This window comes from Methylobacterium sp. 190mf (assembly GCF_900107945.1).
Lineage (GTDB): Bacteria > Pseudomonadota > Alphaproteobacteria > Rhizobiales > Beijerinckiaceae > Methylobacterium.
The window spans coordinates 46,089-61,749 of sequence record NZ_FNVI01000032.1 but is presented as its reverse complement, the minus strand read 5'-3'; the positions used below and the strand labels follow the sequence as shown (position 1 = coordinate 61,749).

The window sequence follows — 15,661 nt, the reverse complement described above, 5'->3', positions numbered from 1 at the left end:
CTCACCCCGAACGCGTTTGCAACCCGGTCCCAACAGGACCAGAACCAGAACGGACTCTGGTTATGAACGGGGGCAAACACGGGGCAAGGTCAACCGCCTTCCTGTTTTCGTTGGGCAGCCTTGATACACTGGCTGCGGCGGCCACCGGGGCCGCAGAGCAGAAACTCGGGCATCGTACGGGATGTCTCCTGCACTTCCGGCGCGAGGCTTTGGACAGGATGCCCCTGGCGATCCGCGGTTTCATCGCTTGCGTAACTGTAATTCACGGCGGCCTAGACGAGGTAGACGTGACCGCGATCCACATCGAGGAGCGAAAGGCCATTCTCTATAGTATACTCGACTTCGACGCTCGACTGCCGCTCGTGACCCGGTCGACCACAGTATCCCTCTCACGGCAAGACCTACATGATCGCATCTACAAGGAAGGACGGCGCCCAATCTTCCTCGAAAGGTCCCGCTATGCCGAGGGGATCGAGACAGTGGAACGGGAGATGCTGGAGGGCAAGATACGGCGGGTGCTTGGCGTGCCTGAGGACTGCCTCACGTGTCGCGAGGACAAGCTTGCGGATCTCCTTCGAGCATCTGGGCGGAATGGCCGTTCTTGAGTTGGCGTAGGCGTGCTCGAGAGGCTGCAGAGCCAACATGTAGGGCGGCCCCAAGCCATATTCGGCGCACTGGAACTAGTGCACAGATGCCGAAAGACGCCAAGCACTCGATGGTTAACTTCCGAAATAGCTTCGGTATCTTCTGGTCGGCGTGTGCGTTTTGGCGACGTCGACGCAGTAAGAAATCCGAGGCAAGGGCCCGAACTTAAGCTTGACAGTAACCGAGCAAGACCTGAGAACTCAACCAGATCGCGAGCGCCGCAACCAAGGGTAAGCGCAAATGATAGAGGAGGAGCTGCGTCATAACGCGCATATCGCGGCCTGTGCCGGCGACAGCCGTCCGACTTTGCGGCTCGCGAGCGCGACACCTAAGCATCGCCTCCGCTAATGACGCCCCCCGCTTCTGCCTCGCTCTGCACAAGGCATCGTCCGGCCGTTGGCACGCGCCCGCTGAGCAAGCCGCGCCAAGGCTTCCTCAGCAATCCGATAGAATCGGCACGAACAAAACGCGCTGTACAGTGCATGTTTCGTTAGTGCCAATCCATTGAGAGCGTCGGTCGCCCACCCCCTTCCTTAAGAAAATAATCGGCAGTTTAGAGGTAATTGTTTTGTCGCAAGCTTCGACTACTGCTGCTTGGGTGCGGTTCCTGCGCAACTATGGGCCGATCCCAACAAACGACAATATGTATGACGAGTCGATTCAACGGGCTCTCAATCGTCATAAAATTCGGCCGATCACGCTAGCGGCGCCGCTTAGGGATCGCCTAGTTGCGGATTTTCGCGGTGGCGCGCCGGTCTCTCATATCATTACTGGTACAGCGGGGGATGGTAAAACGTATCACTGTCGGGCCATCTGGTCAGCACTTGGTGGAGATCCGGGCGAATGGAGCCAAGGCAAGAAGATCCAGACGCTCGCGATTGGTGGTCGCCAGCTCGTGATCGTGAAGGATCTCAGTGAACTTCGAGACGAAGAGAGTGCGTCGCTTATAGTCGAATTTGCACGAAATGTCGCGGATCCCTTAGCAACGACTTTTTATTTGTTCGCGGCTAATCATGGCCAACTGTTGGAGAAGCTGAAGTCGGTCTCACACTCGGCGGAGGTCGCGCGTGTCAGCAAGGTCGTCGAGGACCTACTCGTAAGCGGAGTGACCCAAGACGTCGGCATCCGACTCAATCTTAGCGACCTTAGCCGATCCCCGGCGGCCGAGATGGCAATGGACATCATCCGGGAGATCACCACTCATGAAGGCTGGGGTGACTGTGAGAGGTGCCCGCATTCGGCGGGCGACGCCATCTGTCCGATTTATGAGAATCGGGGACGCCTCAAGGGCAGGGGGCCGGATGATCCTTTCAAGCAGCGGCTCACTGCGCTCATCGAATTAAGCGAACGTAACGGCAGCCACTTTCCGGTCCGGCAGTTGCTCGCACTCACGGCAAATAGCCTGCTTGGCCATCCCAAAGCCCGCGATGGCCTCATGACATGCGCCGACGTCCCGGAGATTCAGGCGGCCGGCACGATCGATCAGGCGAGTGTTTATCGGAACATCTTCGGCGAGAATTTGAGCGCCAGTCGCGCTGAGAAGACTGAGCTGTTCCGAAAGCTGAATGCATTCGGGATCGGGGCCGAGACGAGCAACCGGGTGGACAACCTGCTTGTTTACGGCGCCGACGATCCAGCTTTTGCCGCAGACTATGCGCAGCTTGTTCTCGCTGATCCAATCTATGGCGCGACTCCCACCTATGTTGGCACCCAGCGCAACTATCTGGAGGGGGCTGACGCTAGTGACCGGGCGGCTTTCCTAAGTGCGCTGCGGTCCCAGCGGCAACGTCTCTTCTTCACAATGCCTGAGGAGAGGGCTGAGGACTATGACCTTTGGGATTTGACCGCCTTCCGGTTTGCAGGGATGTACCTCGACGTGTTGACCAAGATCGCGAAAGGTCAACACATGCCACGCGCGGCACTCAGCATGGTCGTCCGTGGTCTCAATCGGATCTTCACGGGGATGCTCGTCCAGAATCAGGATGAGCTCGTCGTCGCCACCTCGGGCAGCTACTCGCAATCGAAGAGCAGCCCTCTCTTGGACGAAATTATCTCTGTCCCTCGCGCCGGCGGTGAGGAAGTCTCGCTCATCAAGGACCAAGCGGCTGACGGCGGATTTGCGGTTTCGGTGAAGCTCGTCCGCGGTACCGAAATTCCTCCGGTCGTGTTGTCGTTGTCGCCGATCCGCTTCGAGTTTCTTGGTCGGGTGGCAAACGGCGCCTTGCCCAGCAGCTTCTCACTCGAATGCCACGAGGATCTGCTGGCGTTCAAGGCGCGGTTGCTTCGTGAGACGGAAAACCGGCGCAAACTCGACGGCGATGACGAGGCGGCTAACGGCGAACTCGTCCTGCGTTTCATTGACCTCAACGCTGATGGTCGCGCGCAAACGCGCCGGGTGATCGTGAGAGCATGACCATGGAGATTCTCAACCGGCCGACTGAGCTCGAGGAGCGTTCAGGTCCGGCATTCTGGGTGGACGAGGCGATTTGGGGCCACCGCCTACACGACGAGCAATCGCCATGGCTCACGTTCCTAGAATTTATGACGGTGCTGCTTGCCGAGCATCGCGAGGGGAGAGCGCTTCGCGAGGGGCGCCCGAACAGTCTCTCCTACAAACCCCAGCTGCAGCTGCGCCTGCGAAATTTGGTGTTTAACAACCCGCACGTTGCTACCGTCCAGGCGGACTCAAGATCTGAAGAGGCGGCCTGGGCACTCTGGTTTGAAAAGATGACAGAAAGCGCCGGCGGACTCGACAAGCCGGATTTTACTTATCTGCGCGATAGATTTGAGAGCTTTGACGATTTTGCGGCCGTTCTGCGCTTCTTGCAAAGCTCGGCGATCGATGGCACGAGCAACAAGCGGTGGAGTTCGAAGTTCGTCTTTCCATTTGGGCCGAACTCTCTCTTCGAGGATCTAAACGTAAAGCCTGGCGGCAGCGTATCGAACGATCGTCGCTTCTTCGCCCGTACTGGTGAGCTTCTCTATCTTATGCTGGCCCGAAGCGATCGCGCGGAGGACCTGCGCAACGTGCTCGTGACACGCTTCCTCGAGGAGCCCTCACCGTATGACGGCATGGCGCGTGCCTTGCAGGGCGAATGCATGCTGGCGAAGGCGGAGCGGGCAGGGGCGTATCTGCCCTGTAAAAGCCATTCGATATTCAACCGTCTGGCTGCGGACTGGCTCTCGATCCTTTCGCTGCCGATTCCAGTCCACGATGCGATTCCGCACATCGTGACGATGACCGGACTTAATTTGATCTTGTATCAACTTGATCGGGCCCGCGAGCTGCTCGGCCGTCCCAGCATCAGCATGGTCTGCGAGATTGTTTCTCCGAAAAAATCAGTTGTTCGCGACCTGTCAGCAGACAGCTACCAGCAGAACAACATGCTCCCGCAGCAGGCGATTGAGCGCCACATCCGGCGTGTGACCGAAACTGAGGCATGGGCTGCCGCGATCACATCCGACGATCCAACTCTAAACGCGATCGATATCCTCAAGCGGGAGTATAGCTGGCCCGAAGCTGATGAGGACGACCTGTCCACCACGCCGCAGGCGCTGGTTGATGAACTGGTCGGTCGCGCAATGACACGGCACAAGCAGCACGTCGGCAAGATCCACATGACCTGGGCCCGCTCAATCGGTCTTGCCTCGCGGCGATCGAGCCGCCGGGTCCGCTATGCGCCAACCGATCAACTCCTCAAGACCCTTGTAGTCGCGTGCGTCAACAAACGGCTCGAGTTTAAAGATTTTCTTGTACTTCTCCATCATCGCTATGGTTTCGTCATCGGCGACGCCCAGGCGCAGACATTCATCGACGGCGGTTCCGCGGATCAGGAAGATTTCTCGGATAACGCTCATCGGCTCGAGGAGCGGCTCGCCAGCCTCGGCCTTCTGAAGCGGCTGTCCGACAGCTGCGCCTATGTCGAAAACCCCTTTCAGCGAGCAATGGTCGCGTGACGCCCTCTGAATTGATCGGCGCCGCCGGCGCAACCTCTATCCGTCTCCGCGTTACTGCCCTCTCAGGCGAGGACGGCGTTGCGCGGTATCTTCTCGACCGGCTCACCGGCGAACAGGTCGCTGCGATCACGAGCGCACTGCTTGCCGATTCTGCGACCGCCGCAAAGCTGAAGATTGCGCTGCCCCGAAGCCTGGTCTCTCCATTCGGCCTGCCCGACGCGGTCATGACGAGCGAGCGGACGGTCGCGGTTCGCCATGCTGAGTGCGACCGCCCCGCACTTCTCATTGCCAATACCGACGACGATCAAGGCGCTTCGCTCGGCGACGTGACTCTCATCGGCGCCAAGCAGCTGACGGAAGAGCCGGCACCCTGGGTCGATGCCGCCGCCGCTGGACTAGGGCTGACCGATAATCAGATCGAAGCGTGGAAGTGCGCGCTGCGCGGGCTAACGACGGCGGAGGATTGCTCCCTCCACCAGATCGCAACCTACGTCTCGATGACGCGAGAAAAGATTGCCACCGATGCCGTTCCGATAGCGGATGCGCTTGGCTGGGCGCTTCCCGCACTTAGGCTTCCTCGTGACAGCGGCTACTTCATGTCGCTCAAGGAAAAGGAACGCGGACAGTACCGCCGCTGGAAGAAGCTGTTCGAGAAGCTGGTCGCCGAGCGCAAGCCGCTCATGGTCAAGCAGCGCCCGAACCGGCAGGTCATCGAAGGTGAGGAGCTGCGCCAGCATTTCGCCACAGTACGTGAGGACATCCCGGTGGTCGTCCACCCCGCGATCGAGGCCTTCATCGGCGCGCCCCCTGGCTGGGGGCCTGAGGCAGCGGCGCTCAGCGAATACGAATGGGAAGAACAGAGCATCCTACAGCTCTTTTCAGGCATTAAACTCAAGAAGGCGCCGCTAGGCCAGGAAACGCTTAATTTCTACGAATTCAACCTACCCGACCGGCTAAGCCCGTCGGACGAGGAGTATCTCAAAGAGCTCAAAAATCGGTCATTGAAGGAAACGCGTGAAGATGATCGCGATTTCTTCGAGACGCACCGAAATGAACTTGGCCAAGAAAGTTCGCTCCGAGTGAAGTGGGAGCGTTTCGTATTTGGACGTCCGATCGAATGTACTGATTTCCTTGAAGGTCTGCTATTAGCAATCGAGCGTCTATTTGGGCAGGTCAATCTCGCCGGCTCGCGCAGGCTGACGATCACATCAGGCCGCCGGACCAGAAATCAGTGGCTCGACCTCAACGCCGATGTCGGGCTCGCCTTCGGGATGCGCTATCGTGGCCTGCAGGCGCTGATGGGATCCAACGTCACCTGGGACGTGAAAGACCTTTTCCAGTATGAGGAGCTGCTCGACCGTGCGAAAGCTCGGCAGAAGACAAAGTATCGGCGTAACCAATCGACGGCTCGCGGGGCAACTCAGATTAAATTCGACGTCGCGCTGACCGCCGGCAGCGAGCGCGCAACTGTTCAGCTGGTCTGGACGGCGCAGCCCAATGCCATCGGGCTGGAGCTGCCCAAGGATATTGGCCGCTTGCTCAAACGGCCCTTCGGGCGCAGCAGCGTCGCGCGATTGCCAGTCAGCAGAAAGGGTGCCTTGCAGTCAATCTCGCTGAGCGATGTGGGCACGCTGCAGCCGGCTTTTGCGCAAGATGCCGGCACGCTCGTGCCGCGCACTAACATCGGCGAGAACATCGCCAAGCTGTTTCCCACCGCGCTTAAGGACGCGCGTACCGCGGGTCGTGTCAGCCAAGAGGGGGCCGCGAGAATCGAACAAGCGTGGTCGCGCTTTCATCAACTCTACAGCGACGCACTCGCTGCACTTCAGAGCACCGGCTATGCCTCGCCTACGATGATTGCACAGGCCGATGCTTACGGCGATCTGCTGCGCGCGTTGAACACCCACGCCGGTGGCGACATCAATCGTCGCGATCTGTGGGAGCCGCTGCTCGGCATCGGCACGGTCACCGTCGTTGGCGGCGCTCCGTCGGCAGTCGTCGCACCATGGCACCCGCTGCGCCTCGCCGGCACAGCCGCAAAAATGCGGTCCGTAGCTGGCCTAGCTGCTTATCTACTTTCAGACGTCGATGTGAATTTCGGCGACTCTCGACTGTTCTTCGCCGACTTGCGCGCCGAACTTGCACATCCGCTCTATCCCGAGATCGCGGTCGGTTACGAAGGTAGCGAGGTCGTTCTCCTGACTGAAACGAATACTTTAAACGACTATAGCCTGGTCGAACGGCCTATCCGGGCTTCCTCAGAAGCAACGACTGACGTCGATCCAGGCGAGGCGGCTCGCCAAATTCGCAGGTTGCTGGAACGATACCTCGACCTCCAGCCGCATGAGCGATCGAACCTCAGTATCTTGCTCTTCAATTGCGATGCGGCGGGCTTGCCGCTGGCAACTGTGAGCGCGCTAGGCTCCGTGCAGGACCAAGACGAGGTTCATTGCAACGTGCTGGTGCGGCACCGCGATCGGTCGCGCCTCGCCCGCGTCTACACCGAACTCCTCGCGCGATCGGAGGGCGATCCCGACTCTGTCGTCGTCAGCGAGACGTCGCGCAACTTCATGTCAAAGCTGCGCATCGGCGTCATGCTCGACGGGGGAACGTCGACGAGCCAGGGGCCGGAGCGAGAAATCGACGTCGCCTTTCTGCACGATGTCGTCTCGAGGCAGGCGCGCGAGCAGTGGTTCCCGGTGCCTGCCGAGCGTGAAAATCCCAGCATCTTGGAACACGTCCCCGCCCGCTGGTCCTATCGGCGCGTCACGGCCGAGGACGAACTGAAGGCGACGAGCTATCTCACCTGCCCGCGCCAGCCGGACGCCGGCTGGGCCTACGTAGATGCCGTGGCAAACGTCGTCCGCCGGCAATCCCATGGCGCCGACGAGCATTACCTCCCCGCCCGCCAGATCTCGTTTCAGGACGGCGGTCTGCGCGCCATGTTCGACGAAGTACATGGTCTCGCCGAATGGGTCGCCACATATGACGACCTGATCGACAAACGTCAGCTTGCCGCACAGGGCATCAACGTCATCCGCTACCGGCGCCAGCGGACGCATGGCCGCAATATGGTTGTATCCTCGACGTCCGAACTTCGCATCCTCCACGTGCTGGTCCGCCGGCGCCTTGCCGAGCTGTCGCTCGGCCTCGACGGTGATCGCCTTTCGGCGCTCGCCCGCCGCATGATCGACGACGCCAATTCGATCTCCGGCGACATCGTACTCCGCGCCGCCAAGCGCGGCGTGTCTGCCGGCGAGCTGATCGGCTTAGTGCTGAGCCGGGCATTGATTGCGGACGAAATGGGTGTTGGCGCGGCGGTCGCCTGGTTCCTGCTCGACGACTACGCGGAGTGGCTCGGCCAGAAGGAAGAGGGGATTGCCGACATCCTCGGGCTCAGCCTAGTGGCAGGCGAGGGGGGCGCCCCGAAGCTTCGCGCGATCGTAACTGAGGCTAAATATGTCGATCAATCCGGCGAACCGGAAGCCGCTCGGAAATCGCGAAGCCAGTTGAGTCAGACCGTCGCTCGTATCGACGATGCGCTGTTTGGTGACCCCGGGCGACTCGATCGCGACCTATGGCTTTCGCGGATCGCGGACCTTCTCCTCGACGGTACGGCGGCGCTCGGACAGCCGCACCTGCTCGAGCGGGTTCGCGACGGTATCCGCCGCGGACAGGTGCCTATCGACCTTCGAGGCTATTCGCACATCTTCGTCTCTGGTCCCGCTGGAGATGGCGCCGATCTGGGTGAGCAGGAGCGATTGACCGACATCAAGGGTGGGCTACAGGAAACCTTTACGCGCGAGGGCCTGCGCCAGGTGATCAAGGCTTATGAGGCGAAGAGCCCGTTGACGCCTGTGCGTGCCGGCCTTGGGATCAACCATGTCTGGCTGACCACAGTCTACCGCGACCCGGCACCGCGGGTGGAATGGACCAAGAAGGTCGATTCAAGCCTGCTTCCGGCGGTCACCGCGCATCCGATCAATCACGACTACGATGAGGATGACGACGAAGGCGACCTGGACGGTGGCATTGTGGTTGAAGTTATGGAAGCGAGTGGAGCAGTCGCGGGTATTTTGACCCCTGAGGACATCCCAAGTGTCGCGCTTGATGCACCGTCAACCGGCGCCCAGGCCGGCGGTAGCTTACCGCCAGTGACGGCTCCAACGCCGATCGCGTCGGAAGCCTTAGAGCCTGTTATAATGTCAACGCGGCCGCCCGCCAGCTCTGCCCCACCAAGCCCAGCGCCGGCGAGGAGCGCGATCGAGGCGCTGATCCGATCGCGTGGAGCCGAGGCTCTGGAAGCCTCGGCCCATGATCAGGCTTGGCTGGAGGCTACTTCACAGAAGCTCCGATCGGCGCTGATGGGGTATGATCTCCAGGCAAAGATCGTGGGCACGCGTCTCACTCCAAACGCGGCGCTGATCCGGTTCATGGGTTCGGATCGCCTCCGCGTCGAGGATCTCGAAAATCGCCAGTCCGCCTTGCTCACAACTCACGGACTGCGGCTGATCTCCGTCTCACCCCTTCCAGGAGAGATCGTCGTGGGCGTGGCACGTCCGCAGCGGCAGGTCGTGTCTCTGTGGGACGTATGGGCCCGTCGCGAGATCAACCGCAACGCGGCCGGTGTGAACGTTTCCTTCATTCTCGGCCTGAAGGAGCTCGACGGCGAGATCTTGTACCTCAATCTTGGCGGACCGTTCGCTGGGGGACAGCAACACGAGCCGCATACGCTAGTCGCTGGCGCGACGGGATCGGGAAAATCGGTTCTGATCCAGGCGCTGCTGCTCGACATCGCTGCAACGAATTCGAGCCAGCTCGCGCATATCTATCTGATCGATCCAAAGATGGGTGTTGATTATGCGGCAGTCGAACGCCTCCCGCATCTGAGGGGTGGCGTGATTGTCGATCAGTCACGCGCCGTGGAGGTGATGGAAGGTCTCGTCGCCGAAATGGAGCGGCGATACGAGCTCTTCCGCACACAAGGTGCGCGTGACATCCGCGCTTACAATACAAAAGTATCGGCGGCTGAGCGGCTGCCTTATATGTTCCTCGTCCATGACGAGTTCGCTGAATGGATGCTCACTGAGGACTATAAGGCTGCGGTGACTGCCAACGTCTCGCGCCTCGGGGTGAAGGCGCGCGCGGCCGGCATGCACCTGATCTTTGCGGCACAGCGGCCGGACGCCAATGTCATGCCAATGCAGCTGCGAGACAATCTCGGCAACCGATTGATCCTCAAAGTCGCTAGCGTCGGTACGTCGGAGATCGCGCTCGGTGTTAAAGGCGCTGAGCAGTTACTGGGATTAGGCCACTTGGCCGCTCGCCTAAGTGGCGAGCCCGCTATCATCCACGCGCAAGCGCCATTCCTCTCAGACGATGATATCGATCTTGTCGTGAATGCAATCTTAACGAGCGATGGCACCATGCACGAATAGTCTCAATACCTAGTAAACCGGGGATATTACGACAATGCATTATAACGTCTGCCCGCATTCGATCGCGAATGTTCGTGATAGACGCGATACGGGACGGCTTTGACCTGGCTGGTATTTTGAACCAGATCGCGTGCGATGCTACGGCATGGTGGCGACCATGAGGGGCCGGAAGGTACATAGAGACAGTCTAGCGCTGCCTGTGGTAGTAAAGGTTATGTATCGTCGGTTATCGGGCTTCATCGTTTTCTTCGCAGCCTGGGGGTTGAGCAGGCAAAGTTCTCGCTGACGCGGTCAGGACGCTCCGACTGTGCGTGCGAAGATGTCCCGTGTGTCGTTTGCGCTGACGGGCGCGGCCAGCATCTCGCGCGAGAGCGCCCGCTTCTGTTGCAGCAGGGCGTCGAGCGTGCGGTCGAAGGAGGCCTCTGGATGGTCGGCAAAGACCGCCATCGGTAGGTGGATCGTGACGTCTCGAGTCTGCCCGATGCGGAAGGCGCGGTCGTTGCACTGGTCCTCAACGGCCGGATTCCACCAGCGGCTAAGGTGGATCACGTGATTGGCCGCCGTGATCGTCAGGCCGACACCGGCGGCTTTCGGTGAGAGGACGAGGAGGCCGAAGCCGGGGGGGCTCGCCTGAAACGCGTCGACGATGCGCTGGCGCTGCTCGCCTGGCGTGCCGCCGTTGATGATGCCCGGCAGCGCGCGCAGCCCGAACACGTCGGCGACGCCGCGCGCGACGAGCGCCTGCATGGCGAGGCTCTCGATGAACAGGAGCGCCTTCTCACCCTTGGTCCGCAGCGTCGCCAGAATCTCGACGCAGGTGCTGAGCCGCGCCGAACGCGCGGCATAGTCCTGAAACGCCCGCGCCCCGTCGAGGCGCGCCGCCTCGGGATCGTCGGGATGAAGCGAGACGCCGCGCAGGGCGTGGATGACACGCAGCATGTCGCCGGGTTTGCGTGCGCCCGCGGCACGCTGCGCGTCCGTGACCACGCGCCGGTAAGCAACGGCCTGCGCGGACGGCATCATCACTGGGTAGCGAATTTCGTTCTTGCGCGGCAAACCTTCGAGGACATCGGCCTTCATCCGCCGCAGCATCACAGGGGGGATGCCCCTGAAGCGTGTGTCGAGTTTGCGCTCGGGATTACGGTGCCACGCTGGGTCTTCCACACCATTCGTAGCGCTGAACTCCTTGAGATCGCCGAGATATCTCAGCACGGGTGTGTCGAGCTTGCGCTTGAGATCACGCAACCGCGTCGGGTCTTCCTCACTATACGTAGCGCTGAACCCTTTAAGATCACCGAGATAGCCCGGCGTTAGGCGGTCCATGATGCACCACAGGTCCTCGAGGCGGTTCTCGATCGGCGTTCCGGTCAGCCCAAGGACGAAGTCGGCGTTGAGCGCCTTGGCCGCCTTGGTGTTGAGCGTGTCGGGCGCCTTGATCTTCTGCATCTCGTCGAACAGCACCAGGCTGTAGCGGAGGCGGGCGAAGGCCTGCTCGTGATCGGTCAGCGTCTCGTAGGTCGTGAGGATCCAGTCGGCCGCGCGCAGGCGCTCGACGTCCAGGGTCTGGCCGGGATCGGGCCGCCGCTCGGCGGGCAGCTTGAGATGGCGCAGGTTGACGCCGTAGGCGTCGAGGCGGTGACCCAGGCCCGGACCGGAAAGGTGCAGGGCGCACTCAGCCTCCCAATTCTTGAGCAGCGCGGTCGGGGCCACAACCAGGATCGGACCGCGCTCGGCTCGGGTGGTGGGCGCCGCCTCCTGGTTGCTGCGCAGCCACGCCATGAAGGTCAGCGCCTGAAACGTCTTACCGAGCCCCATGTCGTCAGCGAGCAGGACGCCGGGCCAGCCGGCCTGCCACGTGTCGAGCAGCCAGGCGAAGCCCTGGTGCTGATGAGCCTTGAGGCGGGTCGCCCCCATGCGCGCTGAGACCGGTTCCCGCGGGATCAGCGCTACGCGCGGGGTGAGGGGCTGCTCGTACTCGACGTCCTCGTAGTTCGATTTGATCAAGAGAACCGGCTTTTCGGCCGGCGCACCCGTCAGTTCCGGCTCCGGCTCGGGCGTCGGCTCGGCCGGGAGCGGGTCATCGGCGTCGAGGCTGGCCAGGAAGGCCTCAGCAGCGCCGATCGGGACGGTAACGCCCTGCACCTGCACCTCGGCTTGTCCACCTGCCCGGGCGACGCGAATGGCCTCGGCGAGCGCGTGCCGCTCGGCGACCGACAGATCCGGTGCGGCAACGGGTTGGCCGTCCGCGTCGCGCCAGCCGGCCTCCGGCAGCCAGGTGTGCCCGCGCCGCGTCAGCCACGGCAGCTTCGGCTTCTCCCAGATCCCGAGTTCGAGCACGCGGCTCGAGTAGGCGGCGGTCTCGACGAACAGGCGTGTCTGCTCGGCGTCGGCGCCGAGCGCCTCGGCGAGGCCGGCGCGGGGATTGCGCACAAACCGGCGCCGCTCCGCATCCGGCGCGGCGCGTTTGGCCCGCACCACGTCGAGGAGGGGCTTCAGGTGGGGATCGATCAGGACGAAGCGGTTGCGCCCGACGACATAAGCGTCGCGCGTCACACCCCTCGCGTCGAGCGCCTGACGCAGAAACGCCCGGTGATCTTCTGGCGGGAGCAGCCCTTCGGCCGCACGTTCGAAGGCCAGCTCGGCGTCGGGAGGCAGGTCATCAGGAGGCAGGGCATCAGGTGCCTCGTCGGCGAGCGAGGCCGCGCTCTCCCGCGCCATCAGACGCGGCTCAAAGGCGAGCCCCTCTCGGGTCTCGTGGACGTCGAGGGCGAACGCACCCGCCTGGTAGAGCGTGAGGCCGCGCGTGTAGCTGTCCGCGGCGACGTCCGGGCCGAGGGCCGCGCGCAGAGCGCGCTGGACGGGCATCCAGGCCTGGACGCGCGCCTCGAGGTCCGTGCCCTGGCCGGCGTTGTAGGCGTCGACGGCCTCGACGAGATCGAGCAGGGCACCGGAGAGGCGCGTCTGTGTGTCGCCGAAACTGAGTATCAGTCCGGTTCGCACCGGGTGAATGGGGCGTTGGCGCCCATCGCGCCAATCGCACCGGATCCGACCCTCCGGCGCCTCGACACGCCCCTCGAACGTCAGATCGAGGCTGACCTGACCGAAATCGGGCAGCCCGAGACGGCCGGCATCGTCCGGCGTCAGCGCCGCGGCCTCTCGATGCGGTAGGCGATACCCGTCCGCGTCCGCTGTCGCGCGTCCTTGCCCCATCAACGTATCGAGGGTACGGGCGGTCGCGCGCAGGGCGTCGGAGTGAGGCCAATCGGCGCGCGGGATCAGGCGTGCGCTGAAGAGCCCTCGCGATAGCGCCGTGACCCGAACGCCGCCGGGCTCGATGTCCGAGCGGAAGCGCGCGCTCACTCGAAGCCTGCCGCGAATTCGCTCGCCAAAAGGTGGTGGCCCGTCAGCGCGCCGATCCGGGCCGCGACCCGATGCTGCCACACGTAGCCGTCGGAGCCGCCGTGGCTGAAGATGTCGTGCGCGGTGAGGCTGCGCTCGGTGCGATCCTCGGGCACCGGCCGGCGGACGTCGTCGGTGGTGTAGGAGCGAGCGTTGAGGTAGCGGGGCTTATCCGGATCGTCGCTGGGCCAGATGTTGCAGTAGCCGGTGTGACTCCAGTCCGCGACGATGCATCGGCCAAGGTCGAGGAGCAGCACGGCGTGCCCGTCCTGAAGCGGCTTGCGGCCGCCCTTCACGAATTGCCCGAAGGCGATGCCATCACCGAACGCGCGTTTGGCCTCGCGCGCGCCGTCCGGGCCGAACACGACCCAGGCGTTCAGGATCGCATCACGCTTGTGGTAGGCTCCCCAGAACGCCCGCCGGAAGCGCCACATGCGCTCGGGCGCGATCGTGTCGACCACATCGAAGAACTGACGCAGGGCTACTTCCGTGAGCCAGCGCTTCACGATGGACGCGGCGGCCTCCATGCCGATCCAGTTGCCGGCTTTCACCCGAGGATCGCCAAAGCGGGGCATGAGGAAGCTGAGGAGCGAGGCTTGGTCGCCCTTGCTCGGCATCCGGTCGCGGTAGGGCAGCACCAGGGCGTTCACCATCGCGGCGCGATGCGCCTGATAGACAAGCTCGCCGCGCGGGCCGAGACACCAGGCCTTGATGGTTGCGAGCCGCTCGGCAGCGCTCGCGATCGGACGTCCGGCAAGGGCCTGAAGGCCGGCGAGAAAGGCAGCCTCCGCGAGCCCGGAGCCGGTTGCGATCGCGCCGAGGCCGCGCCGAGTCAGGAGATCGGGCACCGTGCAGCCTTGCGCGAGCGCGGCGTCCGCCAAGCGCGCCACGCCGCCCGGTTCAAACAGCCGCAACTCGCCCTGCAACGCGGCCCAGGGCTCTCCGGCGCTCGCAGCGTGAGCGGCGAGCGTGGCGCCGACGCGCTCCAACTCCGGGCGATCGGGCGCGTAATCCAGGAGATAACTCGACGCGAGCCTGCGATAGACGCCGCGGCGTTTCGGCTGCCCCACCTGCGCGAGCAGCGTCTGGAGGGCCAGGTCATGCGAGGCGAGCGGTGGCTCGGTGCGCCACAGACACCAGGGGGCGTGCCGCCAATCAAGAGCGGCCGGGGTCTCACCGCGGTCGAAGGCCGCGATGACGCGCTCTGCCACCCGGTCCAGGTCGACCGGCGGCTTGGCGGCCGCGCCTCCAGCACGGGCGTCGAACTCCCGGGCCAGGTGGGCCGCACGCGGCACGGCCGGCAGCGCGCGCCCTGCGCCAAGCGCCAGCCCCTCAAGAGCCACCCGAAAGCCCGCCGGTGCGCTCATGGGACGGCTGGCCGGCTCAGATGAGCGATCTCGCCCTTCATCCCGTCGATGAGCGTCTGGATCTCACGCAGACCGCTCTCGCTGTCGACCTCCATCACGAAGCGCAGATCGATGCGCCGGTTGCGCGAGTAGGCGAGGGCGGTTCTGTCCGGATCGATCCCCCGCGTCGAGGCGTAACCTGATACCGACAGGACCTCGCTGCCCCGGCCGTTGAGGATGCGCCGCAAGTCGGGGGCCGCGACGATGAGCTCGCGGAAGGTGTTGACCGCCCGCTTGGTCGAGAGGTCCCAGTTGTTCGTGTCGAGGCCGGTGCTGTCTGTGTGGCCCTCGATGAACGCGGTCTCGACGTAGGCGCGACTGCGACTGAGGCACGGGCTGTCGGCCACCGCCGGGCACGGGCTGTAGACCGGAAGGATGTGGGCCAGCACGCGCGCGAGCTTGTCGACGTTGTCCCGCGCCCGGCCGACGAGGTCGGCGCCGTTGACGGGGAACAGGATCGCGTCCTCCGACAGGCGCAAAACCCCGTTCGCCTCGTCGACCGTGACGTTCAATCCCTCGCGGCTCAGCGCGTCACGTAGATCGTGCAGGAGTTGGGCGCGGGCGCTTGCCGCCTCCCGGATCTCGCTCAATCGCTGGCTGACCCGCTGCTCGAGCGCCTCGAGCTTGCGCCCGACCTCCTCGGCCACGGAAATTTTGTCTTCCTGCCGGTCCGCCTGCTTCTGGAAATTCAGAGCGAACGCCATCAGCATGATGATGAAGATGAAGAGCACCCCCACCATCATGTCGGTCATCGAGATGAAGTAATTTTCTTCCTCCGCGTCGCCATGGACGGGGGCTTCGGCCTCGACCACCATA

The 15,661-nt window shown here is 63.1% G+C and carries 7 protein-coding genes; 4 read left to right on the top strand and 3 right to left on the bottom strand.

Annotated elements, in window-relative coordinates; all coding sequences use genetic code 11:
* The 4 genes from C4T42_RS27400 to C4T42_RS27385 all read left to right on the top strand — a co-directional run.
* Positions 1-605 (top strand): hypothetical protein (locus tag C4T42_RS27400; RefSeq protein ID WP_210202155.1); only part of this gene is annotated, 605 nt, incomplete at its 5' end.
* 638 nt (positions 606-1,243) lie between these two features.
* The gene (locus tag C4T42_RS27395) at positions 1,244-3,058 is read left to right on the top strand and encodes a hypothetical protein (RefSeq protein ID WP_210202154.1); all 1,815 of its coding nucleotides are present in this window, start codon (positions 1,244-1,246) and stop codon (positions 3,056-3,058) included.
* 2 nt (positions 3,059-3,060) lie between these two features.
* Positions 3,061-4,602 carry a hypothetical protein gene (locus tag C4T42_RS27390; RefSeq protein WP_103986237.1) on the top strand — a complete coding sequence of 514 codons (1,542 nt, stop codon included), beginning with the start codon at positions 3,061-3,063 and terminating at the stop codon, positions 4,600-4,602.
* Positions 4,599-10,040, top strand: a complete 5,442-nt coding sequence (locus C4T42_RS27385; protein ID WP_103986232.1) for an FtsK/SpoIIIE domain-containing protein — start codon at positions 4,599-4,601, stop codon at positions 10,038-10,040. Before C4T42_RS27390 ends, C4T42_RS27385 begins: the two co-directional genes overlap by 4 nt.
* Before the next feature lie 291 nt (positions 10,041-10,331).
* Here the strand turns inward: C4T42_RS27385 and C4T42_RS27380 are convergent, their stop codons facing one another.
* Genes C4T42_RS27380 through C4T42_RS27370 form a run of 3 tightly spaced genes read right to left on the bottom strand, consistent with a single transcriptional unit; the run spans position 10,332 to position 15,660 of the window.
* Positions 10,332-13,400 carry a DEAD/DEAH box helicase gene (locus C4T42_RS27380; protein WP_146074053.1) on the bottom strand — a complete coding sequence of 1,023 codons (3,069 nt, stop codon included), beginning with the start codon at positions 13,398-13,400 and terminating at the stop codon, positions 10,332-10,334.
* Entirely contained in the window at positions 13,397-14,806 is a 1,410-nt protein-coding gene (locus tag C4T42_RS27375; protein WP_103986230.1) for an EH signature domain-containing protein, read from the bottom strand. Before C4T42_RS27375 ends, C4T42_RS27380 begins: the two co-directional genes overlap by 4 nt.
* Positions 14,803-15,660, bottom strand: coding sequence for an OmpA family protein (locus tag C4T42_RS27370; protein ID WP_103986229.1), 858 nt, complete (start codon positions 15,658-15,660; stop codon positions 14,803-14,805). Before C4T42_RS27370 ends, C4T42_RS27375 begins: the two co-directional genes overlap by 4 nt.
* Between the last annotated feature and the right edge of the window lies 1 nt (position 15,661).